Consider the following 24,277-nt stretch of genomic DNA (forward strand, 5'->3'; position numbering starts at 1 on the left):
GCGCCACCACGGGAATCGACCAGAGATCAGGAGGCACAGCATGACCGGACACGTGCGAGGACGCGTGCGCGCGGGGATGGCCGTCGCCGCCGCCGGTGTCCTCATCACGTCCTGCGGCATCGGGGACGGGTTCGAGGGCGAACCGGAACTCTCCGACGGCGACGTCACGATCAGTTTCAACTGGTGGGGCGCCGACGCCCGCACCCAGATGACGATGGAGGCCATCGAGCTCTTCGAGGAGGAGTACCCGAACATCAACGTCGAGCCCCAGTTCGCCGACTGGAACGGCTACTGGGACCGGCTGGCCACCACCACGGCGGCCGGCGAGATGCCGGACGTCACCCAGTTCGACCAGCTGTATCTCGCCGCCTACGCGGACCGGGGCGCGCTGGTGGACCTGGAACGGGTCGACGAGTTCCTCGACACCTCGCAGATCCCGCCCGAGGTGCTGGAGTCCGGCGAGGTCAACGACGGTCTGTACGCGGTGCCCACCGGCGGCACCGCCAACGGCATCCTCGTCAACACCTCGCTCTTCGAGGAGTACGGCGTGCCGCTGCCGGACTTCGACACCTGGGACTGGGACGAGATGATCGACACCGCCGCCCAGTTGAGCGAGGCGTCGGGCGGCGAGGTGCACGGGCTCAGCCCGTGGGTCTCCGACTCGTTCAGCGTCACGGTCTGGGCGCGGCAGCACGGCAACGAGCTGTTCAACGACGAGGGCGAGCTGGTCCTCGAAGCGGACGTGCTCGCCGCCTACTGGGAGCGGATGCTGGAGTTCATCGACCGGGGCGCCGCCCCGTCGGTGGCCGAGGTGAGCGAGACCAAGGGCCTGCCGCTCGACCAGGGTGACCTGGTGACGCAGAAGACGGCGATGGGCTTCATCCCGGCCGGGCAGTTCAGCACCTTCCAGGCGGCGACGCCGGACGCGGAGCTGATGCTGGCGGACTGGCCGACCGACGAGGACACCCAGGAGGGTTACCAGTACCTCAAGCCCTCGATGTACTGGTCGATGTCGTCGACCACCAAGCATCCGGCCGAGTGCGCGCTGTTGATCGACTTCCTGATCAACGACCCGCGCGTGGGCAGCATCTTCGGCCTGGACCGGGGCGAGCCCGGCAACCCGGCGTTCAAGGAGGCCATCGAGCCCCAGCTGGACGACAGCGAGCGGCGGGCGTTGGAGTTCACCGAGCAGATCCAGCAGGAGGTCGGCCCGCAACCGCCGATCGTCCCGGCCGGCGCCAGCGACGTCGACCCGATGCTCGGTCGCTACAACGACCAGGTGCTCTTCGGGGAGTTGAGTCCCCAGGAGGCGGCCGAGGGCATCCTGGACGAGTTGAACGACGCGATCAGGGCCAACGGCTGACGGCACGTCAGGCGCGTGTCTCCGGAGCCGGGTTCCCGCCCGAAAAGGGCGGGGCCCGGCTCCCGCGCGTGGGCGGCGGGAAAGTTCGCGGCGTCCGGACCGGTGACAGTGCCGTGGGTGCTTGCTTGGATGGCGGCACGTTCCGCCCCGGCCAGGGAGTGTCTCGTGCCGCTGTCCCGCCGTACCCTGCTCGCCCTGCTGCCTGCCGCGACCGTCGCCGCCCAGGCCGCCAACTCCACGCCGGCCTCGGCCCGTTCGTCCCGGCGCGCGGCGGCGGACCCGGCCGTCGACCACGCGCGGCTGCTGGCCAACACGGTCGCCACCTTCGCCGGCACCCCCGAGGCCAACGCCGCGCCCGAGGTCGCGCCGAAGCTGGCCGCGATGGCCGACGCCGCGCGGCGGTGGCTGGCCGACTGGGACGCGGCGGGCGAGGGCGAGCTGTTCGCCGGGCTGCCGCTGGGCAGCGACGACTCGGCGTTGAACGCCTCCTACCAGCGCCTCTACGAGATCGCCCTGGCCACGGTCGCCCCCGGCGACGCCGCCCCCGACCTGGGCGGGAACGCGGCCGTGCGGCGCCGGGTGCTGGACGGGCTGGCCTGGCTGCACGAGCGCTACTACGGGGACCAGTCGGCGGGCTACTACGGCAACTGGTTCCACTGGGAGATCGGCATCTCCACCCACGTCACCCGCGTCCTGGTGCTGCTGGCGGCCGAAGCCGCCGAGCACGCACCGGAGTTGACCGAGACCTACCGTGCCTCGATGGACGCCTACCTGCGCAACGGGCGGGACGGCGACGTCGACCTGGACTCCCGCTTCCACACCGGCGCCAACCTGGCCGACATCACCGTCAACCGAGTCCTCCAGGGCGCGGTCACCGGAGACGAGGCGCGGATCGTGAAGGCCGTCGCCGACCTGGCGACGGTGCTCGACCCGATCGACCCGTACGCGCTGCGCCACGGCGTCACGGACGGCTTCTACGCCGACGGCTCGTTCCTCCAGCACGCCTCGGTGGCGTACACCGGCTCCTACGGCGTCAGCCTGCTGGGGCGGGTGACGCAGGCGTCCCGGGTGCTGGAGGGGACGGGGTACGTGGCGGGCGGCGAGCTGGTGGAGACGGCGCGCGGCTGGCTGGTCGACTCCTTCGCGCCCGTCGTCTTCGAGGGCTGGATGATGGAGACGGTCAGGGGCCGGGCCGTCTCCAGGACCACCGGTGGCTACCAGGCGGCGGCCCCGGTGGTGGAGGCCGCGGTCGACCTGTCGGCCGCCGTGGGGGACCCGGCGTCCGCCGCCGCGCTCCGCGGCTATGTGCGGTATCTGCGCGGCGCCTCTCCCGTCGCGCCGGACCCGGTCGCGTTCGTCTCGCCGGTGAGCGTGGCCCGTTACGCGGAGATCCTGGCCGACGAGGCGACCCCGCCGGCCGATCTCGGCCCCGAGTCCCGGCATCTGGCGTTCCACGCGATGGACCGCACGGTGCACCGCAGGCCCGGCTACGCGTTCGCGCTGGCCCGCAGCTCGCGGCGGATCAGCCGCTACGAGTACATGTCGGGCGAGAACCTGATGCCCTGGTTCCAGGGGGACGGCGCCCACCAGCTGTATCTGACCGGTCAGGACCAGTCGGCGGCGTTCGGCGTTGACCACCTGACCACCGTCTCCCCCTACCGGTTGGCCGGCGTCGTCGCCCCCGTCGAGGAGCGGGCGACGGTGCCCGAGCTGTACGGCGCCGCGTGGTACGACAACCCGGAGGCCGGCTTCACCGCCTCGTCCGAGGCGCAGAACACCTATGTCTACTTCCCGCGCTCCCTCAACTCCCACTCCGGCGGCGCCACCCTGGACGGCTACGGCGCGGTCGGCCTGGTACTCGCCGACGACGTGGCCTGGCGGGACGCGGAGGCGGGTCTGCTGCCGGAGGACTTCGTGGCCTACCGCAACGCGTCGGGGGTGCGTTCCTGGTTCCTCCTGGACGAGGAGGTGGTGATGCTGACCGCCGGGGTGCGGGACGCGGCGGGTCGCGCGGTGACCACGACGGTCGACAGCAGGATCGCCGCGCCGGACGCGGACGTCTCGCTGACCGGGCGGCTCGCCGACGGCCGGCCGTGGGAGGGGCCGGGTGGTGAACAGCCCCTGTCCTGGCTGCGGTTCGCCGACCGGGACGCGGGCGGGGCGGTCGGCTACGCCTTTCTGGAGCCGACCGGGGCGCACGTCGGCTGGCAGACGGTGACCCGCGACCGGCGCGCGGTGCGCACCGGCAACCCGGACACCCCGGTGACCCGGCGCGTCTTCACGCTCGGCACCGAACTCCCGGCCGGGGCGGCCGAGTCGGGGACGCTGGCGTGCGCGCTGGTGCCCGGCGCCACGGAGGAGGCACTGGCCCGTTACGCCGGGGGACCGGTGCGGGTCCTGGTCAACTCGGAACGCGTCCAGGCCGTGGAGCACCGGGGGTTGGGGCTGCTGGGCGTCAACTCCTTCGCGCCGGGGCGCCACCGGGTCGGCCCGGTCGAGGTGGAGGGGGCGGCCTCGTTGCTGCTGCGGCACGCGCCGGACGGCACCGTCGCCCTGGCCGTCGCCGACCCGACGACCGAACGGGACCGCGTCACCGTGACGTTGCGCGGGCGCCGGCTGCAGCCGGTCGAGGCGGACGAGGGCGTGGGGGTGCGGCGGATCCCGGGCGGGACGCGGGTGACGGTCACGACCCGCCGCGCCTACGGCGCCTCCCGCACGGTGCGGTTCGCGCGGTAGGCGCGTCGCCGCGCCGTGCGGAGACGGCCGAGGGGGCCGGCGGTGGGCCGGCCCCCTCGGGCGTGCGGTGCGGTGGCACCCGGTGCGCGTCAGCGGTAGGGCATCGGCTGCGGCGGAGGCATCGGGTACTTGGGGCCGGTGCCGCCGAGGAAGTACCCGGCGAAGAGGGCGGTGGCCGGGGCCAGCGCCATCAGCGGCCAGGTCATGCCGTGGGCGATGTCCGTCCACGCCTCCCAGACGTCCGAGAAGTCCTCGAAGAAGAGTGTGAAGGCGCTCTCGGCCCCGTCGGAGGCATCGGAGATCAGCACCGCCATGGCGAAGGTCTCCCCCAGCAGCATCGCCACCACGGCGCCACCGGCCGCCAGCCAGTAGAGGCCGATGTTCCCGCGGGCCATCAGGGCCGCCGGAAGGCCGATCGCCCCGCCGACCAGCGGTGCCAGCCAGGTGAGTTGGGCGATGTCGATCTCGGTGTCGCCGTTCTCCATGGCCTCCTTCATCAGGTCCTCGAAGTCGACGACCATGCCGGTGAGGAAGCCGTAGAGGAGGAACATCCCGACCGCCACCGCGATTGTCAGACCGAGCGCGGCAGTCGTCCTGTTGGCGGAGCCCGGAGGCGGCGGGGGCGGGAACGGCGCCGGCGCGGGGCCCTGCGGGTAGCCGTAGCCGGGCTGGGGCCCCGGCGGCGGCTGCTGCGGGTAGCCGTAGCCCGGGCCTCCCTGGCCCGGCGGCCCGGCAGGGCCGGGCGGCGGGGCGGCGGGGCCGGGCGGCGGGGCGGCGGGGCCGGGCGGCGGGGCGGCCTGGGGAGCTCCCGCGGGGGCTCCCGGTGGCGGCTGCGGAGGCCCGCCCGGCGGCGGCGCGGTGGGCCGGAAGTCCGGCTGCGTGGCCGCGTGCGGATAGCCGTACCCGGGCCCGCTCGGCTGGCCGGGCGCGCCCGGCGGTGGCGGCGGCTGACTCATGTTTCCCCCTCGTTCCTACCCGGCCGCCCGGCGCGCGCGCCGGGGAGCACGGCCCCCATCAGTTCATCTCCAACGCGCACAGCAACGTCGAGTTCCCGTCCATCGACCAGTAGTAGTACTCCCGGTTGCCCGCGTCCGCGGCGCACTCGTCGCCCGTGTTGTTGCTGGTCGCGTAGACGGCCAGCACGTTGAACTTCCTGTCGTACGGCGAGGGCACGGAGCCGCTCTCGCAGTCGACCCAGCTCATCAGGTTGGCGTTGGTGCCGGAGCCGAGGAAGCACTGACCGATCTCGAACTGGCGGGTCAGGCAGAGCGCCACGGTCTCGGCGCCGGCGGTGTAGTAGATGTACGAACGTCCGGCGTCCGTCGGGCAGTCGCTCAGCGAACCGGTCGTGGCCGAGACCCAGACGCCCGCGTTGTCCGCCGAGCAGTCGACGACCTCGGGCGTGCTGCTGCTCCACTCGGTGTCGCTGGTCATCCAGGTGGCCAGGCAGTCGCCGGCGCTCACCGAGCGGTAGAGGTCCAGCGTCGGGTCGGACGGCTCCTCGGTGGGGGTCGAACCGCTGTCCCCGCCCCAGTCGTCGTCGCCGCCCAGGTCCCCGCTGTCGCCCCCGAGGTCGCCGCTGTCCCCGCCGAGGTCGCCGCTGTCGCCCCCGATGTCGGACTCCAGGTCGTCGAGGTCCTCCAGCCCCTCCAGCTCCGGCATGTCCTCCGGGTTCAAGCCCTCCACGTCCCCCATGCCGGGCGCGGGGCCCATCGCGCCGTTGTCCCTGGCGTCGGCCCCGGTGGCGGCGGCCAGCCCGAAGGCGAGCCCCGTCACCAGCACGACGACCAGCGCGAGAATGCCCAGGCGCCGCCCCTGATCGGCCTTCTGCGGCCCGCCCCCCGGACCCGGCGCACCCGCCGGACCGGGCCAGCCCTGTATGTGGCTCATCGCACTCCCCCGTGTCCCCGTGTCGTGCACTTGTTCACCAGCGGCAGGTTAGCAACTCGCGCGCGTTCGCACACACTCGCGGGCCATTCTGTTGCGAATCGGGAACACGCCCTCGGGCGCCCACGCGGAATAACACGCCAACTCCCCTGTGCGCAAAGCGAGAAGGCCCCGTGAGGACCCGCGCGGCTAGTACACCCGTGCCGCCCGTCGCCCGTGCGGACCTATTTCCCCCGCCGTGGCGCGAGAGGCGCCCGGGATCCGAAATAATCTCCTCAGTCCAACCAATTCCCGGGAGTTGATCCATGCGCCCCTCAGTTCGCACCACCTTCGGCACCGTCGCCGGCGCCTTCTTTCTGGCCGCCACCGCCTTTTCGATTCCGGCCCACGCGGCCGAGGGCGAGGTCTCGGTCTTCAGCACCGAATTCGGCCCGCTGACGACCTACGACAACCCGGTCGGCTGCCACAAGCTCCCGCTCGACGCGCATGTGCTGTCCAACCAGACCGAGCGGCCGGTGACCATCTACGCCGACCCGTTCTGCGTCACCCCCGGCCTGACCGTGCAGCCCGGCTACGGCTCGCACGTCGCGCCGGGCAGCGGCTCGTTCCGCGCCTGACCCGGGCGCCCGCCGGGTGGCCGCCGCGTGCGCACGCGCCCCGAGACGGGCCATCGACACGTGACGACGACGAGACGTGGGAGAGGGAGAACCGGTGAGCGACACGGTCCTGGCGGTGGTCGGCCTGGGGTACGTGGGGCTGCCGCTGGCGGCGCGGGCCTGCGAGGCGGGCCTGGCCGTGGTGGGCTTCGACGTGGAGCCCTCGGTGGTGGAGGGGCTCAACGCGGGCCGCTCACACGTGGGCGACATCCCCGACGCGACCGTGGCCGCCATGCGGGCGAGCGGGTTCGTCGCCCGTGACGATCCCGCGGTGCTGGCCGGCCGGGACACGGTGGTGATCTGCGTGCCGACGGGACTGGACGCGGCGGGCCGCCCCGACCTCTCGGCGCTGCGGGCGGCCGGCCACACGGTCGGCCGCCACCTCGGGCCCGGCACACTCGTGGTGCTGGAATCGACCAGCCATCCGGGCACCACCGACACGTTGTTGCGTGAAATCCTGGAAAAGGAAAGCGGCCTGCGTGCCGGCGAGGATTTCCATCTCGCCTACTCCCCCGAACGCATCGACCCGGGAAACCCGCACTTCGGGCTGAGAAACACCCCGAAAATCGTGAGCGGATACACCCCGCTCTGCCTGAAACACGCCACCGCGTTCTATCACCGACTCGTCGATCGTCTGGTCCTTTCCGCCGGCACACGCGAGGCCGAAATGGCGAAGCTTCTTGAGAACACCCACCGCTATGTGAACATCGCGTTGGTGAACGAGGTGGCACGCTACTGTGAACGGGTCGGTATCGACGTGTGGGACGTGTTGCACTGCGCCGGCACCAAACCCTTCGGCTACACCGCCTTCCAGCCGGGGCCGGGCGTCGGCGGGCACTGCGTGCCGGTCGATCCCCGCTACCTGGACACCCACGCGGCCGAACAGGGCTTCACCTTCGAACTGCTGACAGCGGCCCGCCGGGTCATATCCGCGATGCCGACGCGGGTGGTGGAACGCGCGACCGTCGTACTGCGCCGCGAGGGCCGGGAGTTGGCCGGCAGCCGGGTGCTGCTGCTGGGCGTCTCCTACAAGCCCGACGTGGCCGACGTCCGGGAGTCCCCCGCCTTCCCCATCGCCTCGCTGCTGCGCTCGGCCGGCGCCGAGGTGGCCTACCACGACCCGCTGGTCACGGAGTTCGCCACCGACGGCCTACCGGTGCGACGCGAGACCGAGCTGCCGGCGGCGCTCGGCCGGGCCGACCTCGCGATCCTGCTCCAGGACCACTCCTGCTACCCGGCGCGCCAACTCGCCCAGGCGCCCTGCGCGTTGCTCGACACCCGCGGCAAGACCGCCGGGGCGCGCGTGACGCTGCTGTAGCGCCGCCCCCTCCCCCGCGCCGCACGGAGACCGCTCCGTCCGGCCACTCCAAGCTGGCACCGGCACGCCCCTCGGGCCGCGCCCGGTCGCCGGGCGGCACGGGCACGCCCCGCGCCGCTCCGCTCGCGAGAGCACCATCCAACCCGCAACCATCAAGGAGATCGAGCCATGCCCAACCCCGTGATCGACGCCCGACTGAGCAAGCGCTTCGACAAGTGGGACTTCGACCGCAACGGCGTGCTGGAGCGGGAGGACTTCCACCAGGAGGCCTCGCGGATCGCCCGGTCCTTCGGGAAGCCCGCGGACTCGGCCGAGGCGGACGCGCTCCGGGACGCCTTCTTCGGGCTCTTCGACTACCTCTCGACGCAGAGCGGCGACAAGCCGACGATCTCCCGCGACGAGTTCCTGCGGTCCGCCGGTGACCTGGTGTACACCCAGGGCGAGGCGGCCTTCAACAGGGCGCTCGGCCCGGTGGTCTCCGGCCTCGTCGGCCTGGCCGACCAGAACGCGGACGGCCTGATCAACGGCGACGAGTTCGCCTCCTGGCTGACCGCCCTCGGCCTGGACGCGTCCTCCGCCAAGGAGGCCTTCCAGCAGGTCGACACCGACGGCAACGGTCAGCTGACCGAGGAGGAGCTGCTGGCGGCCGTCCGCCAGTACCACTTCGGCCAGCTGGACGTCGAGCTGCTCGGCTGAGCGAGCCGCCCTCGCACGGCGGCCGGGCCGGCGGTCACCCCGCCGGCCCGGCCGTCCCCGTCTGCGCGGAACGGGTCACGGCGGAAGCGGAACGGGTCACGGGGGAACGGGTCACGTCGGCCAGCAGCCGGACCCTGTCGACCAGCAGGCTCCTGGCCTCGTCACGTTCGAGCTGCCCCAGCAGCACCTGCACGGTCAGCCCGTCGGCCAACGCCAGCAGCGCCCGCGCCTCGGCCGCGGCGTTCACGCGCGCCCCCGACTCCTCCGTGACGTCGGCGACCAGCCGGGTCAGCAGCGACGCGACCTCCGGATGCCCGCCCCGCAGCGTGAGCGCCAGCGGCGGCGTGACCGCGGCGCGCGCCACGAACGCCAACCACACCTGGGCCTCGGCCCGTTGCTCCTCGCCCAACAGCGCCACGTCGAGCAGCACCCGTTCCAGCGCGCCGGGGCCCGGCTCCGCGGCGGCGGCGCGCGCCCGTTCCACGAAGCGTGCGCTCACCCGGGCGAGGGCGACCGCCAGCATCTCGTCCTTGTCGCGGAAGCCGCGCTGCACCGCGCCCATCGAGAGACCCGCCTCGCGCGCCACGTCACGCAGGGTGACCCCCTCGATGCCGTGCCGGTCGGCGAGCCGGTGCACGGCGTCGATGACCCGCTCCCTGCGCTCCACGTAGTCCACCTGCTTCGGCATCCGCGCCCTCCCTGGTCCCGGGTTCTCGCCACCACCCCGGGAGTTTATTCGATGCACTCGCATCGCTTCTCGGGTACGCTCCGATACAACCGCATCGGAACGAGGAATGCACCCATGGACAACACTCTCTGGCAGCGCACTGCCGACGAGCTGGGGGCCGCCGTCGGCAGGGGCGAGCTGAGCGCCGTCGAGGTCGTCGAGAGTCATCTGGCCCGCATCGCCGAGGTCAACCCTCAGGTCAACGCCGTGACACAGTCGATGGCCGAGACCGCGCGCACCGAGGCCGCCGCCCTGGACGCCCGCCGCGACGCCGGCGAGCGCCTCGGCCCGCTCGCCGGGGTCCCGTTCACCGTGAAGGAGAACATCAACGTCGCCGGCGTGCCCACCACCCACGGCATCGCGCGGTTCCGCGAGTTCACGGCGCGGCGCGACGCGCCGCCGGTGGCGCGGCTGCGGGCGGCGGGCGCGATCCCCGTGGGGCACAGCAACATGCCGGACCTGGCGCTCGGCGGGCTGCACTCGCGCAGCGAGCTGTTCGGCGACACCCGCAACCCCTGGAACGCCGGCGTCACCCCCGGCGGCAGCAGCGGCGGCGACGGGGCGGCGGTCGCCAGCGGGATGGCGCCGCTGGGGCTCGGCAACGACTCGGGCGGCTCCGTGCGGCTGCCCGCCGCCTTCTGCGGCGTGACCGGGCTCAAGCCGAGCGCCGGCCGCTTCCCCTCCGACCACCGCATGGGGCCGGACGACCCCTCGCTGGCCTCCCAACTGATCCCCGTCGACGGTCCGTTGGCCCGAACGGTGGGCGATCTGCGGTTGGCGTACGAGACGTTGGCCGGCGCCGACCCGGTCGACCCGCGTGCCGTCGCGATGCCCCTGAACGGTCTGGCGCCGCGGGCGCCGTGGCGGGTCGCCGTGGTGCGCGACCCGGGCGGGCAGGGGACGCACCCGGCCGTGCGGACGGCGGTGGCAGCGGCTGCCGACGCGCTCTCGGACGCCGGGTACGAGGTCGAGGAGATCGAGGACGTCCCGCGGCTGGCCGAGACGCTGGAGGTGTACGGGCGGCTCATCATGACCGAGTTCTCCCTGGCCTGGCCGCACATCGGCCCGGTGATCCCGGAGAACAGCCGCGCCTACATCGAGATGTCGATGGAACGGGCCAAGCCGGCCGATCTGGCCGAGTATCTGCGGCTGACCGGCGTGTGGTTGGGGCTCCGCCGCTCCTGGGCCGAGCTGATGACCCGTCACGAGCTGGTGCTGGGACCGGTCTTCACCGAGCCGCCGGTCGAGCCCGGGCTTGAGTCCTCGGGACCCGAGGGGTTCGAACGGGTCACGGGCGCGATGCGGCTGTGCTCGGCGACCTCGCTGGTCGGCCTGCCGGCCGTCTCGGTGCCCGGCGCGGTGGTGGACGGTCTGCCGCAGGGCGTGCAGCTGATCGGCCCGATGTTCCGCGAGGACCTGTGCCTGACGGCCGCGGAGGCGGTCGAACGCCGCACCGGCGTGCTGACCCCGATCAGCCCTGCCGGGGGCTGAGCCCAACCGTCGTGGCGGGTGCGGGAGCGACTGCCGTCGTGGCGGGTACTGGTGGGTCGTCGGGTGCGGGCCCGTGGACGGTTGCTCGCGCAGTTCCCCGCGCCCCTTCACGCCCCGTGGGCGGCTCGGGGGCGCGGGGAACTGCGCGCGTGCTGGGTGCCGAGCCGCACACGACAACGAAACCGGACCGGGCAGACCGGTGGTCGCCCCCCGGTACCCCTCACGGCGTGAAGGTCACCGCCGACTCCGGGGCCAGGGCGAGGTCGGCGCCGGTGACCAGGCGGGGGGCGTGGACCAGGATGTTGTAGTGGTTGGGGAAGTGGCAGGCGTCGAAGCCCAGCAGCGTCCCGATCCGCCGCCCCCCGACGTGCAGGACGTCGCCCCGGTCGAGGACTCCCGCCGCCTCGATCTCGGCGAAGCCGAGAAAGCCGACGCGGTCGATCCTGGCGCCCGGGGCCTCGTCGCGCTGGTCGGTGACCACCAGTTCGTGGACCTCGCCCCGGCGGACGCAGCGGCTCGCGAACGGTTCGAGCCGCATCCCGCGTTCGGTCCTGGCGTGCAGCAGCACCTTCACCAGCACCCCGGCGACCGGCCGCTTGGCGCCGTTCTCCGTGGCCGCGTTCGCGCCGTTCTCCGTGGCCGCGTTCACCGCACGCCCTCGACGACCGCGCAGGAGGCATACACGTCGGCGACCAGTTCCAGGGCGCGCAGACCGTCCGCGTGGGCGGGCCGGCCCTCGGCCACGATGCCGGCGAAGTCGGCCAGCAGATGGCGGTACTCGTGCCACAGCGAGGACTTGAAGCCGGCGTAGCCGGCGAGCAGGTCGGCGCGCAGTTCGGTGCCGTCTACCAGACGGACCATCACGTCCTTGGTCTCGCCCGGATGTGACCAGTCCAGCTCGACGCGGGCCGAGGCGCCGGAGGCGGCGGACAGCCGCACCGAGGCGCGCCGGTCGACGCCGGCCGCGTCGCGTTCGACCCGCGCTTCCACCACCCGTACCTCGCCGAGGAGTTGGCGGACCAGGTCGAACGCGTTGGGACCGTTGTCGGCGACGCAGCCGCCGCCGCAGCGGGCGGGGTCGAGGTACCAGGTGTCGTCGCCGATGTGCTCCTCGATCCGCTCCAGATAGCGCACGGTCACCGAGTCCACCGGAACGCCGGCGGGCACCCGTCTCACCAGGGCCGCCAGTTGGTCGTTGTAGCGGCGGTGGAACGCGGTGTGCAACGGCAGTTGGGTGGCGTGGGCCAGTGCGGCCAGCGCGCGGCCGGACGCGACGTCCAGCGTCAGCGGCTTCTCCACGAGCACCGGGACGCCGGCGCGCAGCGCGTCGCCGGCGATCGCGGCGTGCAGGTGGTTGGGGGCGGCCACCACCAGGGCGTCCGGCCGGGCCTCGGCGAGCAGCGCCCGGTGGTCGGGGTGGTGCGCGACGCCGGCCGGAAGGTGGTCGGCGACGCCCAGGGGGGCGTCGGGGCGGGGGTCGCAGACGCCGACCAGCTCCCAGTCGGGGCTGTCGGCGATCGCGGCCAGGTAGTAGCGGGAGATGACGCCGAGGCCGGCGAGGCCGAGGCGGCGTGGGGTCGGGTGGGTCATCGACGGGCCTCCAGTGCGGGCAACTCAAGCCCCAGTGCGGTCAGTTCGCTGTGGAGTGCGACGGGCAGCGGAACGCCCCCGGCGCGGCGTTCCGCGGCGCGTTCGGCCTCCCACCAGCCGGGGTAGCGCACCGGTTCGTCGCCCAGCGGCGGGCAGTCCCGCACGGTGGCGAAGACGGAGCGGCTGGCCTCGGCGAAGGCGCCGGGGACGGCGCGCAGCATGTCGGGGTCGATCGCCAGCAGCAGCAGGCCGATGTCGTCGTCGGTGCCGTGTGGGCGGCCGTCGCCGGCGAGCGCCTCGGGGGCGGGGCCGACGGCGGCCCCGGGGAGCAGCGCGGCGAGCAGCTCGACGGCGAGGCCGAGGCCGAAGCCCTTGTGCGCGCCGGTCTCGGGGGTGCCGCCGAGCCAGCGCAGCCGGGCGTCCCCCCGGTCGAAGGCGGCCGGGTCGGTGACGGGCGTGCCGTCGGCGTCCTCCAGCCAACCGGCGGGCACGGCCCGCCCGTTGGCGGCGGCGGTCCGCACCCGGCCGGTGGGCACCACCGTGGTGGACATGTCCAGCACGAAGGGACGTTTCGGCAGGGCGGGGGCGGCGACGCTCAGCGGGTTGGTGCCCAGCAGCGCGGGCCGTCCGCCGGGCGGTCCCGCGATCCGCTGGCCGCCGCAGTTGCTGGCGACGACGCCGACGAGGCCCGCCTCGGCGGCGCGCGCGGCGTGGAAGCCGGCGCAGCCCAGATGGGTGGCGCCGCGCACGGACACGAGGCCGACGCCGTGGCGGCGGGCGCGGGCCACGGCCAGGTCCATGGACTCCGCGGCGGCCCACAGCCCGAGGGCGCGCCTGTGGTCCAGCAGCACGCACGCGCCGAGGTCGTTGGCGATCCGCGGCTCGGCGTCCGGCCGTGCCCTGCCGGAGGCGAGCAGCGGGTGGTAGAGGCGCGGCAGGTTGAACACGCCGTGGGAGTCCATCCCGGTGAGGTCGCCGTGGACCAGCGCCTCGGCGGCGAGCAGCGCGCGTTCCTCCGGCACGCCGTGGTCGGCGAGGAACGCGCCGACGGCTGAGTGGAGTCGGGCGTGTTCAACGGTGACTGTCGGTCCGGCTATCGCGGTCAACGGCGGCTCTCCTCGTGGGTCGGGGTCGCCGCCGCGCGGTCTCGGGCGAAGGCGACCAGGGTGTGGGCGATGGTCTCGGCGAACTCGTCCAGGTCGGCGACGTCGACGAACTCCCCCGCCGCGTGGGCGTGGTTGGCGTCGAGTGAGCCGGGGCCTAGCACGGCGGTGAAGGTGTCGGGGTGGTCGGCGAGCCAGAGGGCGTCGCAGGTGAACGGGGGCTCTTCGACCGGCCACGGCCGCGCGCCGGCGCCGGACAGCAGCGCCTCGGCCCAGGGGTCGGCGCTCTCCAGGGTCGGCAGGCCCCGCTTGTCCCAGTCGAGCCGGGTGAGCGCGGCGGCGTCCCGCGCGGTGCGACCGAACTCGGCGGTGCCGGCGAAGCGTTGGTGGAACGCGGCGAGTCCGGCGGCCAGTTCGTCGGCGAGCCGTCGCTCCAGCGCGGCGCCCTCGGAGGCGTGCCGGTAGGGGAGGTTGAGCAGCAGGGTGCCTCCGCCGTGGACCCGGTTGTGGAGGTGGCCGGTGTGCAGCCCGGCGACGCAGGGTGAGGGGGCGCCGGGTCGGTGTCCCGAGTCCAGGGCGTGGGCGAGGTGTTGGGCGAGGAAGCCGAGCAGCACGGTGGCGTTGTGCCCCGCGCCCGGCCGGTCGTCGACGGCGTCCTGGCCGCGCACGGTGATGCGGGCGGTGGCCGCGGCGCCGACCCGGGTGAGCAGCCGGCCGCCGGTCGGCTCGCAGAAGAGGTTGATCCGCCCGAGGTGTCCGGCGGCGACGAGGGGGCGGGTCCCGATCGTGCCCAGGGCGCCGCCCTCCTCGCCGGCCACGGCCTGGACCAGCACGGCGGCGGAGCGGCCGACGGCCGGCTCGCGCGCGAGGGCCGCCCGCACCCCGGCCAGCAGGGCGACGGCCGGCCCCTTGGCGTCCACGGCGCCCCGGCCGGTGAAGCGGGAGCCGTCGAAGCCGACGGGCTCGACGCCGGCCACGGTGTCCAGGTGGACGTTGCACATCACGGTGGCGGCGCGCGGCAGCGCGGGTCCCAGCCGCATCAGCAGGCTGGGCTGCCCGGCGAGGAAGGCGGGGTCGGCGAGCCGGGCGGCGACGGGCGCGGGCAGCGGTCCCGAGCGCACCGCCTCAGGCGCGGGCGGGGCGTGGCCGAGCACGGTGAGTCCCAGCGCCTCGGCGGCGCGGGCGTAGCGGCGGCCGGCGGCCCACAGCTCGGCGGGCGGGTCGCCGTCGCCGGCCTCCAGCGGGCCGGCGGTGGGCAGCCGCAACAGGTCGAGCAGCAGGGCGTGTTCGCCGGGGGTCAGGGCGGCGTCGGCGGCGTTCACCGGCCGCCCCGCGCGGTGGGCGGGGTGAGGCGGGCCAGCAGCCCGGCCAGGGCGTGGCCGGCGGCGACGAACGGGGCGGAGCCGGCGGTGCGGCGCGCGCCGCTGTGCGGCTGGTGTGCCAGGTGGGGTTCGAGGGACAGCGGCCCCTGGTAGCCGCCGGCCCACAGCAGGGCCAGCATCTCGCGGAGTCGGGCGTCCCCCTGTCCCGGCAAGGTGTAGTGGACCTGGCCTCCCACCTGGTGCGCGTCCTTGACCTGGACGTGTCGGACCCAGGGCAGCAGCCGGCCCAGCATGGCGAGTCCGTCGTAGCCGTGGGGAACGCCGTTGCCGGTGTCGAAGACCACGGCGAGGGCGGGGCTGTCGATCTCCTCCAGCAGCCAGGCGATGCGTTCCGCGCTGGTGCCGGCCCAGCCGGAGCAGTTCTCCAGCAGCAGGGTGAGGTCGAGCTTCTCGGCGCGTTCGGCGAGCCGGGCGAGTCGTTCCAGGACCAGCGCGCGCCAGCGGTCGGCAGCCAGCCCGCCGCCGGGGTAGGTCATCACCCGCACCCAGCGGCAGCGCAGCACCTCGGCGCGGCGGGCGAGGGCGTCCAGGGTGGCCAGGTCGGCGGAGAGCGGGTCCGTGACGTGGCTGGCCCAGTTGCCCAGGGCGGAGTCCAGGCAGACGACGGCGAGGTCGGACTCGTGGAGGCGCGCGGCGAGGTCGGCGCAGGCGCGGGCGGGGAGTTCGGCGACGCCGACGCCGTCGACGGACCTGATCTCGATGGCGTGCCAGCCGAGTTGGCGGAGCGCGGCGCACTGTCCCGGGGCGTCGGGCGCCGCCTCGTCGCCGATGCCGGCCAGCGGGGCACCCCAGGGGGTGCTGCCCACGCAGGGCTCGGACGTCATGAGAGGGCCTCCAGGGAGGGTGAGCCGGTGGGGATGGCGGCGCGTTCCTTCGCCTCGCACAGCAGGCGCACCACCGCGTGGTGGACGGGGTAGGTGACCCGGCGGCCGGTGGCGAAGTTCCGGTAGGCGTCGCGCAGGAACGCGGCCAGCGCGTCGTCGCGGAAGATCGCCGGCTCGCGGCCGGTCACGGTCAGCCGGGCATGGTCGTCGCGTTCGCTGATCGGGTAGTGGCCGACGGCCTCGCCGTCGGCGAACCGCAGCCGGACGCTGCGGCGTTGGATGGGCGCGGTCAGGTCGGAGCGCAACTCGCTGACCACGCCGCCCTCGTGTCGGAGCGTCAGCCAGGCCCCGCCCATCAGGGGGCGGCTGGCGGTCTCGGTGCGCAGGTCCTGGCAGCCGGCGCGGGTGACGGTCGCGGGCCCGGCCAGCCGGAGCACCACGCCCAGGGCGTGCGGTATCTCCACGTCGAACGCGCTGGGGTGTCCGTCGTCGCTCTGGCCGCGCAGCAGGCGCGGCTTGTCCTGGTGGAAGCTGACGGAGCGCAGCAGCCCCCACTCCCCCGCGTCGACCAACTCGGCGAGTTCGTGGGTGAGTCGGGCGGAGAGCCAGTGCGAGACGACCTCGATGTGCAGGTCGTGGCGGCGGCGCAGCGCGTCGAGCCGGTCGAGCTGGGCGCGGTCGGCGGCGAGCGGCTTCTCCACGAGCACGCGGGTGAAGCCGAGCGCGGCGAGCTCGCCGAGGACCGCGACCCGTCGGGACGGCGGGGTGCAGAGGTGCACCACGGTGGCGGCGGGGTCGCTGAGGCTGGCGGCGTGCTCCGGTGAGTCGACACGGACCACCCCGTCGAGCCGGGCGCCGGCCTCGGGGCGCGGGTCGAGGGCCAGGGGTGGGCCGGCGAACCAGGTGTCTCCCACGGCGCCGGCGCGCAGCAGGGACGCCACGTGCAGTCCGGCGCCCGAGCGACCGAGCCCGACGACAAAGGGCCGCACATTTCCTCCATGGGGATGCGGAAGGGCGCGAAGAAAAGGGACGGGAGGGGGACGGGGAATACACGCGTTCGGATCGCTCGGCGCCGTACGGAAAACGGCTCGAAGCGTTTCGAACGAGGCTTCGAACGAGTTCCCGGTGACGCTTTCGACGGGACGCGGGAGGCCCACCGGGGAAAGCACGGGGGTGACTTTCACAGCAGCCCCCGCAGGGTGTCAAGTAATGCCAACAGCTGATACCTCAAAGGGTGAATCACACCGGAGGCGGCACGAGAGAGGCGGCGCCGGGCTATACGTTGGGGCGGCCCCGGCGGGTCCGAGCGCCCCGCGCCGCACGCCCGGGCCCCCCGTTGCCCCTCCCATCTCCGGTTGGCTTCCCTTGGTTTCGAGGAATTCCTCGCGCGCAATACCCGAAGAGGTCGCGTTCTTCTCGCAGGCCGCCACCTTCGACCGGCTCTGGCCCGCGATAACGGACCGTCTGCACGAGGTCTTCGACGACGGAAAGTTCTCGCACGGCGCGCAGGTCGCCGCGCTTGAAAGGGAGTTGGCCGACTACACGGGAGCCGGCCACGTGCTCGGGGTCAACAGCGGGACCGACGCGCTGGTGCTGCTGCTGCGGGCGTGCGGGCTGCGCCCCGGGGACGGGGTGCTGGTGCCGGCCTACTCCTTCGTCGCCACCGCGTCCTCCGTCGTACTGGCCGGCGGCAGGCCGCAGTTCGTCGACATCGACCCGGTCGGCTACGCCATGGCCCCGGAAGCGCTGCGCGCCGCGATCACGCCGGAGAGCCGCTTCGTCATGCCCACCCATCTCTTCCATCGGCAGGCCGACATGGCGGCGCTCGGCGCGATCGCGCGGGAACACGGGCTGGTCGTGGTGGAGGACAGCGCCGAGGCGATCGGGATGCGGCAGGCCGGCACGCACGCCGGGCTGCACGGGCGCGGCGGCGTGCTGTCGTTCTTCCCCAGCAAGACCCTGGGCGCCATCGGCGACGCCGGGGCGGTACTCACCGACGACCCGGAGCTGGCCGAGACCGTCGGCGCGCTGCGCCACCACGGCCGGCTCGGCCGCACCCTCGCGCACTTCCCCGGGATCGCGCACGAGACGGCGCTGCCCGGGATCAACAGCAAGATGGACGACATCCAGGCGGCGGTGCTGCGCGCCAAGCTGCCGGAGCTGGAGGCGGCGATCGCCCGCCGCGCCGAACTGGCCGCCGCCTACGGCGAGCGGCTGCGCGGCCTGCCCGGCGTGCGGCGGCTGCCCGAGCCGCATCCCGAGGGCCCGGGCGAGCGCGGGGTGTTCTACGTCTATCTCGTCGAGGTGGAGGAACGCGACGCCCTCGCCGCGCATCTCGCCGGGCGGGGCATCGGCACCGAGACCTACTACCCCGTGCCGCTGCACCGGCAGCCGTGCTTCGCCGAACTCGCCACGGGCCAGGGCGCGTTCCCCGTCGCCGAGAGGGCCAGCCGGCACGCCCTGGCGCTGCCGCTCTACCCGGACCTGACGTCCGACCAGCTGGACCGGGTCTGCGACGCGATCGCCGCCTTTCCCCTCGGGGGTGGGCGATGAGCGGGTGGACCGTGCCGTTCTTCTCGCCGCGCCTCTTCGAGGAGGAGCGCGCGCGGATCCTGGAGCTGATCCACGAGGTCGGCACCGCGCCGGAGCAGCGTTTCCTTCTCGGCGCGCACACCCGCGCCCTGGAGGACGCCCTCTCCCGGGAACTCTCCGGCGCCCACGTGGTGGCCTGCGGCAGCGGCACCGGCGCGCTGGTCATGGCGCTGTCCGCGCTCGGCGTGGGCCGGGGCGACGAGGTGGTGGTGCCCGCGCTGGGCTGCGCCCCGCTGGCCGCTGCCCCGGTCGCGCTGGGCGCCGTCCCCGTCTTCGCCGACGTCGACCCGGTCACGCTGACCATGGACCCGGAGGACGCCGAGCGCCGGGTGACCGGCCGCACGCGGGCGGTGGTGCCGGCCCATCTGTTCTCGACGATGGCCGACATGCCACGCCTGCGCGCGCTGACGGACCGTCATAGGCTGCGGCTGCTGGAGGACTCGGCGGTCGCCCAGGGCGCGGTGCTCGACGGCGTGCCCGCCGGGCTGTGGGGCGACGTCGGCCTCTACTCCTTCGTCCAGGTGAAGACGTTCGGGATGCCGGGCGAGGGCGGCGTCGTGGTGACGCGCGACCCCGAACTGGCCGCGCGGGTACGGCTGTCGCGCAACCACGGGCAGGCCGAGGGCGAACGCTTCCGGCACCGCGCGGTCGGCCACAACAGCCGCTTCGACGAGGTGCAGGCCCGCGTGCAGCTCGCCCGACTCCCCGACCTGGCCGCACGGTTGGCGCGACGGGCCCAACTCGTCGACCGCTACGACGCGTCGCTCGCGCCGCTCGCCGGGCGTGGCGTCCTCGCCCCGCCGTCCGGCCGCGACGGCCGGTTCGGCTACGTGTACACGGTGCTCGCCGACGACCGCGAGGGCCTGGCCCGAGCGCTGCGCGAGGACGGGGTGGACAGCCATGTCTACTACCCGCGCGCGCTGCCGCGGCACGCCGCGTTCCGCCCGTTCGCCCCCGAGGGGGCGCGCTGGCCGCGAGCGGAGTCGGCCGCGGACCGGATGCTCTCGCTGCCGCTCCACCCGGACCTCACCGACGCCCAGCTGGCCCGGGTCGTCGACGCCGTGCGGCGCTTCGCCGAGCGGCCGGCCACCGCCGTTCCCGCCCCTTCCCGCGACCCGGAGTCCACCCACCGATGACACAGTCCCTGACCGGAACGCCCTCCCCGGCTCAGCCATCCCCCGCACGGCCCGCCGAGAGCCGGCTGCGCGCCTTCGCCCGGCTCGGCAAGCTGGACGTCTACGACTACTACCCGAGCATCGCCGTCGCCCTGTCGGCCGTGCTGCTGCCCTGGGACGACCTCCCGGCCGGCGCGGTGGCGGCGTTCGCGCTCTTCCTGCTCGGCGAGGTGTGCGTGGTCATGGCGATGGTCGCGCTCGACGACATCACCGGCTACCACGACGGCAGCGACGCGGCGAACTACGGCCCCGACCATCCGCTGCGCAACATCCTGCGCAAGCCGCTGGTGGCCGGCACGCTGACGCTCCGTCAGGCGCACCTGTTCGCCTGGGGAAGCGCCACGGCCGGAGCCGCGCTGTGGGGGGCGGCGGCGCTCGCGGCGCCGCACCGCCCCGGGTGGGCGCTGGGGCTGACGGCCGCGCTGCTGGTGGTCTCGCTCCAGTACTCCTACGGGCTGAAGGTCAGCTACCACGGCTTCCAGGAGGTCTTTCTCTGCGGCCTCGGCGCCGGCCTCGTGGTCGCGCCGCACGCGCTGGTCACCGGCTCGTTCTCGGGGTTCCTGCTGGTCCAGGGCGTGCTCTTCGGCGCGGGGCCGCTGCTCTTCGGGGTCTACTCCAACACCAACGACATCGCGGGGGACCGCGCCGTCGGCCGGCGCACCGTGGCGGCGCTGGCCTCGCCCCGGGGCAACGCGCGGTTCGTACTGGCCCTGTCCGTAGGCGAGTTCGCGGTCGCCGCCGGCGCCTCGCTCACCGGGATCGCGCCCTGGTGGTTCGTGCTGGCGATGCTGCCGGTCACGGCGGTCCGGGCCCGGCAGTACCGCACCGGCTTCGTCCACGGGGACATCATGCGCGCCCGCCGGATGGGCTTCGCGGCCCACCGGCTGGCGACCGTGCTGCTGATCGGCGTCAACCTGGCGCTGGGCGCCGGGGTGCTCGCGTGAGCGCGACCGGCTCCGGCGCGGAGCTGGACGTGGCCGTCGTCGGCGCGGGGATCGCCGGGCTGAGCGTGGCCGCGGAGCTGCGCAGGGCGGGGCGTTCGGTGCGGGTCTTCGAGTCGCTGGACCGGGTCGGCGGCCGGATGCGGACGCTGCGCCGCGCCGGCTTCACCGTGGACGAGGGCGCGGAGCAGATCTCGGCGCACGGATACCGGGCGACCTGGCAGCTGGTGCGGCGACTCGGGCTGCGCCCGCCGGAGGTGCCGGTGATCGGCCGGGCGGTCGGGGTCTGGCGCGGCGGGCGCGCCCACCCGGGAGTGGGCTCGCCGCTGGCGCCGCTGACCGGCGCCGGGCTCTCGCCGAGGGCGCGGCTGGACCTGGTGCGCTTTCTGGCCTGGGCGGCCCGGCACAGCCGGGAGTTGGACCCGGACCGCCCCGAGCACGGGCCGCTGGGCGCGCTGACCGTGACCGAGTTCGCCCGGCGCTACCACCCGGAGCTGCACTCCCATCTCTTTCAGCCGTTGACCGGCGCGTTCTTCGGCTGGGACCCGGACAGGTCGTGCGCGGCGCCCGCCGTCGGGCTGCTGCGGGAGGTGGGGCCGGTGTCGGCGTGGCGCACCTACCGGGGCGGCATGGACCTGGTGGCCCGCCGGCTGGCCGCCGGGCTCGACGTGACGACGGGAACGCCGGTGCGCCGGGTGGCGGTCGACGGCGAACTGGCCCGGCTGGAGGTCGGCGAGCGGAGCTGGACGGCGCGGGCCGTCGTGCTGGCGGTGCCGGCCCCGGTGGCGGCGCGGCTGCACGCCAACCCCCGTGCGGAGGAACGCGCGTTCCTCCAGGCGTGCACCTTCTCCCCCATGCTGAAGGTGAGTTGCGCGCTGAGCCGCCCGCTGACGCCGCGCGGCGGCCGTTCGCTCTACGCGCTGCTCACCCCGCGCGTCGAGGAGGAGACGCTGGCGGGCCTCGTGCTCGACCACGCCAAGCACCCGGGTCGGGTGCCGCCGGGCCGGGGACTGGTCAGCCTGATCGCCAGCCCCCGGCAGCTGCCGGCGCTGCTGGAGGCGCCGCCGCAGGAGGCCGTGGAACGGCTGACCGAGGCGGGCGAACGGTTTCTGCCCGGGCTGCGCGCGGCCCGCACCGACGCGTGGGTGCACGCCTTCCCGCACGGGCTGCCAGAGGCGACGCCGACGGCGCTGCGGCGGCGCGGCGCCTTCCATCAACGGCCGCCGGGGCCGGTCGAGTACGCCGGGGACTGGGTGCTGCTGCGCCCGGCGAGCGAGGGCGCGGTGCGCTCGGCGGCGCTGGCCGCCGCCCGGGTGCTGGCCCGGCTCGACGGCGCGCCGCCCCCGGTCCCTTACCACCAGAGCTGAGGAGTTCACCGTTGCGACCCGACGACATGGGGACGCTCTTCGAGACGTGCGCCAGCAGGGGCGCGGCCACGCTGGTCCATCTGGACCGGCCGTTCGACCTGCCGGGAGCCGGCGCCGTCACCCACGACCTGGCACAGCTGGCGGCGCTGGTCGAGGAGACGTCAGGCTGGTTGGCCGCCGCCGGTCTTGGCCGGGGCGACCGGCTGGCCATCGTCAAGGACAACCACTGGGACTACGACCTGCTGGCCTGCGCCGCGATCCGGCTGGGCGCGGTGCCTGCCCAGCTCTCGGCACACCTGGACACTGGTCAACTGATCCCTCTACTGGTCAGGTTGACACCCCGGCTGCTGGTCACCACGGCGGCGCTGCTGGAGCGGCACCGCGCCGCGGGCGAGGACCCGGCGCTCCACGCCGGGCGCACCGTGGTGCTCGACGCCCCGGCGGAGGGCGCCGTCGCCGTGGACGAGGTGCGCGGCGCGCGGGCCCCGGGGCCGCGCCGCAGGGACCCGGGCGCCATGCTGGTCATCAACCACACCTCGGGAACCACCGGGGTGCCGAAGCTGGTCGGCCACTCCACGCGGACCATCATCCACAAGCTGGCCAGGTTCGAGTCGTTCCGCTACCCGAGGATCGGGGTGCGGCGCGACGACACGGTGGTCAACGCCAGTTCCTACGCGCACGGCCGCACCTTCTGCTGGACGGCCAGCGTGCTCTGCCTGGCGCCGCGCGAGATCGCGGTGGTCACCTCCCGGTCCCCCCAGGAAACCGACCTCTTCCTACGAGATCACCCGCCGACGGTGTTCGAGGCGTTGCCCGACGTCTTCAACCGGCTGCGGTCGCTGACCGGTCGACTCGACCACCCGTTCCGGCGGACACGGCTCTTCGTCTCCACCTACGACGCGGTCCACCCGCCGACGCTGCGCGCGTTCCTCGGCGGGACCGGGCGGCGGGACGCGGTGTGGATGCAGGGCTGGGGCCAGACCGAGACCGGGCCGCTCACCTTCCGCTTCCACACCCGCCGTTCGCTGCGCGGCGGCAGGGACGGCGACGCGCGCGACCTCGGCCACCCCGTGCCCTTCAAGACCCGGCTGCGGGTCGTGGACCCCGGCACCATGGCGCCGCTGCCCGCCGGGCGGCCCGGGCTGCTGCTGGCCCGCACCGGCGCCCGGTCGCCGGGCTACGTAGGCGAGGAGGAACGCTGGCAGGCCAAGGAGCGCGACGGCTGGTGGAACACCGGTGACATCGGGGTCCGCGACCGCCTGGGCGCGGTGCGGCTGCTGGACCGGGAGGTGGACCACGCGCCCGGGCTGAGCTGTCTGGCGCTGGAGGACGTCCTGGAGGACCGGCTGCCCTGGCTGCTGGAGTGCGTGGTGCTCACCCCGCCGGGCCGCGACCCGCTGCCGGTGCTGGTGACGGCCGACGGCGGCTTCGACGCCGAGGCGTTCAAGCGGGCGACCGTCGACCTGCCGCCGCTGGCCGAGCCGGTGGCGCGCGCCGACGACACGATCCCCCGCACCGGGACCGGCAAGGTGCGCCGGCACGCGCTGCTGGAGCAGCTGACCGGCAGTTCCGAGGCCGCCGGCACGGGGCGGTGGACCTGATGGGCCGACTCCCCGCGCCCGGCTACGCGTTCGCCCCGGACCCGAGACGGGTCGGGCACCAGATGCGCTGGTTGGCCGCCGCCTGCGACGGGATGTCGCTGCCCCGGCTGGCCGCCACCGGTGTCACCCGGGGCTGGCGCTGCCTGGAGATCGGCACGGGTGGCGGCTCGCTGGCCCGCTGGCTGGCCGAGCGGGTCGCGCCGGAGGGCGAGGTGATCGCCACCGATCTGCGGCCCCCGGACGCGCCGCCCACGGCCGGGCTGCGGTACCTGGCCCACGACGTGGTCCACGACCCGCTGCCGGAGGGCGAGTTCGACCTGATCGTCTCCCGGCTGGTGCTCCAGCACCTGCCGGAGCGGGAGAAGGTGCTGGCCCGGCTGGCCGGGGCGCTGGCGCCCGGCGGCTGGCTCCAGATCGACGAGTACGACATCTCGGCCGAGGCGCCGCTGCTGCTTCCCGACCCGGAGGCGGAGCGGCTCTACCGGCGCTTTCTGGCCGCCAAGGACGAGGCGCTGCGCGCCGCCGGCGCCGATCCGCGCTGGGGGCGGGAGGTCGCGGCGTCGATGCGGGCGGTCGGGCTGGTGGGGATCGACCCCCGCCCGCACGTCGAGCTGCGCACTCCGGAGACGGCCAGCCTGCGGCTCCAGATCCACCACACCTACCACCTGGTGGACCGGCTGGTGGCCGCCGGAATGACGGAGGCGGAGGTGACGGCGGTGCGGGAGCTGATGTGCGACCCGTCGTTCCGCGCCTGCTCCAGCCTCTTCTACTCGGTGCACGGCCGCCGACCGCCGGTCTGAGCCCGGCGGCCGGCCGCCCGGCGGACCT

The 24,277-nt window shown here is 74.4% G+C and carries 21 protein-coding genes; 12 read left to right on the forward strand and 9 right to left on the reverse strand.

The annotated features are described in order from the left end of the window. Positions 1-40: 40 nt before the first annotated feature. Positions 41-1,363: an ABC transporter substrate-binding protein gene (locus FH715_RS11625; RefSeq protein ID WP_139644144.1), complete on the forward strand. Its 1,323-nt coding sequence runs from the start codon at positions 41-43 to the stop codon at positions 1,361-1,363. A 129-nt stretch (positions 1,364-1,492) separates the two neighbouring features. Beyond that, positions 1,493-4,099, forward strand: a complete 2,607-nt coding sequence (locus FH715_RS11630; RefSeq protein WP_246108694.1) for a polysaccharide lyase family 8 super-sandwich domain-containing protein — start codon at positions 1,493-1,495, stop codon at positions 4,097-4,099. A gap of 89 nt (positions 4,100-4,188) precedes the next feature. On the opposite strand, the gene FH715_RS29305 is transcribed toward FH715_RS11630, so the two are convergent. Together FH715_RS29305 and FH715_RS11640 are read right to left on the reverse strand one after the other, a co-directional pair. Beyond that, on the reverse strand, positions 4,189-5,055 hold the full coding sequence (locus tag FH715_RS29305) for a hypothetical protein (RefSeq protein ID WP_211367561.1): 867 nt from the start codon (positions 5,053-5,055) through the stop codon (positions 4,189-4,191). A gap of 58 nt (positions 5,056-5,113) precedes the next feature. Next, complete coding sequence (locus FH715_RS11640) at positions 5,114-5,989, reverse strand: LppU/SCO3897 family protein (RefSeq protein WP_139644147.1); 876 nt, start codon at positions 5,987-5,989, stop codon at positions 5,114-5,116. Between the two features lie 302 nt (positions 5,990-6,291). Here FH715_RS11640 and FH715_RS11645 point away from each other — a divergent pair, with 302 nt between their 5' ends. From FH715_RS11645 to FH715_RS11655, 3 genes are all read left to right on the forward strand, one after another. Then, entirely contained in the window at positions 6,292-6,603 is a 312-nt protein-coding gene (locus tag FH715_RS11645; RefSeq protein WP_211367563.1) for a hypothetical protein, read from the forward strand. A gap of 94 nt (positions 6,604-6,697) precedes the next feature. After that, positions 6,698-7,960: a nucleotide sugar dehydrogenase gene (locus FH715_RS11650; protein WP_139644150.1), complete on the forward strand. Its 1,263-nt coding sequence runs from the start codon at positions 6,698-6,700 to the stop codon at positions 7,958-7,960. A gap of 168 nt (positions 7,961-8,128) precedes the next feature. Further along, entirely contained in the window at positions 8,129-8,656 is a 528-nt protein-coding gene (locus tag FH715_RS11655) for an EF-hand domain-containing protein (protein ID WP_139644153.1), read from the forward strand. A 34-nt stretch (positions 8,657-8,690) separates the two neighbouring features. Here FH715_RS11655 and FH715_RS11660 read toward each other — a convergent pair whose 3' ends face one another. Further along, a complete protein-coding gene (locus FH715_RS11660) occupies positions 8,691-9,344 on the reverse strand; it encodes a TetR/AcrR family transcriptional regulator (RefSeq protein ID WP_139644156.1) in 654 nt (217 codons plus the stop codon). Positions 9,345-9,458: 114 nt separating this feature from the next. Between FH715_RS11660 and FH715_RS11665 the strand changes: the two genes are divergently transcribed. Next, a complete protein-coding gene (locus tag FH715_RS11665; RefSeq protein WP_139644159.1) occupies positions 9,459-10,874 on the forward strand; it encodes an amidase in 1,416 nt (471 codons plus the stop codon). Between the two features lie 220 nt (positions 10,875-11,094). Here the strand turns inward: FH715_RS11665 and FH715_RS11670 are convergent, their stop codons facing one another. From FH715_RS11670 to FH715_RS11695, 6 genes are read right to left on the reverse strand one after another with little or no spacing between them, the layout of a single operon-like run. Beyond that, positions 11,095-11,523 carry a DUF6917 domain-containing protein gene (locus FH715_RS11670; protein ID WP_139644162.1) on the reverse strand — a complete coding sequence of 143 codons (429 nt, stop codon included), beginning with the start codon at positions 11,521-11,523 and terminating at the stop codon, positions 11,095-11,097. Next, positions 11,520-12,464, reverse strand: coding sequence for a Gfo/Idh/MocA family protein (locus FH715_RS11675; RefSeq protein WP_139644166.1), 945 nt, complete (start codon positions 12,462-12,464; stop codon positions 11,520-11,522). The genes FH715_RS11670 and FH715_RS11675 overlap by 4 nt, the downstream gene beginning before the upstream one ends. Further along, a complete protein-coding gene (locus FH715_RS11680; RefSeq protein ID WP_211367565.1) occupies positions 12,461-13,570 on the reverse strand; it encodes an Ldh family oxidoreductase in 1,110 nt (369 codons plus the stop codon). Before FH715_RS11680 ends, FH715_RS11675 begins: the two co-directional genes overlap by 4 nt. Next, the gene (locus tag FH715_RS11685; protein ID WP_139644169.1) at positions 13,567-14,889 is read right to left on the reverse strand and encodes a M20/M25/M40 family metallo-hydrolase; all 1,323 of its coding nucleotides are present in this window, start codon (positions 14,887-14,889) and stop codon (positions 13,567-13,569) included. The genes FH715_RS11680 and FH715_RS11685 overlap by 4 nt, the downstream gene beginning before the upstream one ends. Next, positions 14,886-15,773 carry a sugar phosphate isomerase/epimerase family protein gene (locus FH715_RS11690; protein WP_139644170.1) on the reverse strand — a complete coding sequence of 296 codons (888 nt, stop codon included), beginning with the start codon at positions 15,771-15,773 and terminating at the stop codon, positions 14,886-14,888. Before FH715_RS11690 ends, FH715_RS11685 begins: the two co-directional genes overlap by 4 nt. After that, complete coding sequence (locus FH715_RS11695; RefSeq protein ID WP_139644173.1) at positions 15,770-16,762, reverse strand: Gfo/Idh/MocA family oxidoreductase; 993 nt, start codon at positions 16,760-16,762, stop codon at positions 15,770-15,772. Before FH715_RS11695 ends, FH715_RS11690 begins: the two co-directional genes overlap by 4 nt. Before the next feature lie 376 nt (positions 16,763-17,138). Between FH715_RS11695 and FH715_RS11700 the strand changes: the two genes are divergently transcribed. The 6 genes from FH715_RS11700 to FH715_RS11725 are packed head-to-tail and all read left to right on the forward strand — an operon-like array spanning position 17,139 to position 24,249. After that, a complete protein-coding gene (locus FH715_RS11700; RefSeq protein ID WP_246108695.1) occupies positions 17,139-18,326 on the forward strand; it encodes a DegT/DnrJ/EryC1/StrS family aminotransferase in 1,188 nt (395 codons plus the stop codon). Continuing rightward, the gene (locus FH715_RS11705) at positions 18,323-19,501 is read left to right on the forward strand and encodes a DegT/DnrJ/EryC1/StrS family aminotransferase (RefSeq protein WP_139644181.1); all 1,179 of its coding nucleotides are present in this window, start codon (positions 18,323-18,325) and stop codon (positions 19,499-19,501) included. The genes FH715_RS11700 and FH715_RS11705 overlap by 4 nt, the downstream gene beginning before the upstream one ends. Next, on the forward strand, positions 19,498-20,484 hold the full coding sequence (locus tag FH715_RS11710) for a UbiA family prenyltransferase (protein WP_139644184.1): 987 nt from the start codon (positions 19,498-19,500) through the stop codon (positions 20,482-20,484). The genes FH715_RS11705 and FH715_RS11710 overlap by 4 nt, the downstream gene beginning before the upstream one ends. After that, positions 20,481-21,848, forward strand: coding sequence for a protoporphyrinogen/coproporphyrinogen oxidase (locus tag FH715_RS11715; RefSeq protein WP_246108696.1), 1,368 nt, complete (start codon positions 20,481-20,483; stop codon positions 21,846-21,848). The genes FH715_RS11710 and FH715_RS11715 overlap by 4 nt, the downstream gene beginning before the upstream one ends. A gap of 11 nt (positions 21,849-21,859) precedes the next feature. Beyond that, positions 21,860-23,449 carry a class I adenylate-forming enzyme family protein gene (locus FH715_RS11720; RefSeq protein WP_342782170.1) on the forward strand — a complete coding sequence of 530 codons (1,590 nt, stop codon included), beginning with the start codon at positions 21,860-21,862 and terminating at the stop codon, positions 23,447-23,449. Beyond that, entirely contained in the window at positions 23,449-24,249 is an 801-nt protein-coding gene (locus tag FH715_RS11725; RefSeq protein WP_139644187.1) for a methyltransferase domain-containing protein, read from the forward strand. Before FH715_RS11720 ends, FH715_RS11725 begins: the two co-directional genes overlap by 1 nt. Positions 24,250-24,277 lie beyond the last annotated feature (28 nt).

Source organism: Streptomyces sedi (genome assembly GCF_006335015.1).
Lineage (GTDB): Bacteria > Actinomycetota > Actinomycetes > Streptomycetales > Streptomycetaceae > Streptomyces > Streptomyces sedi.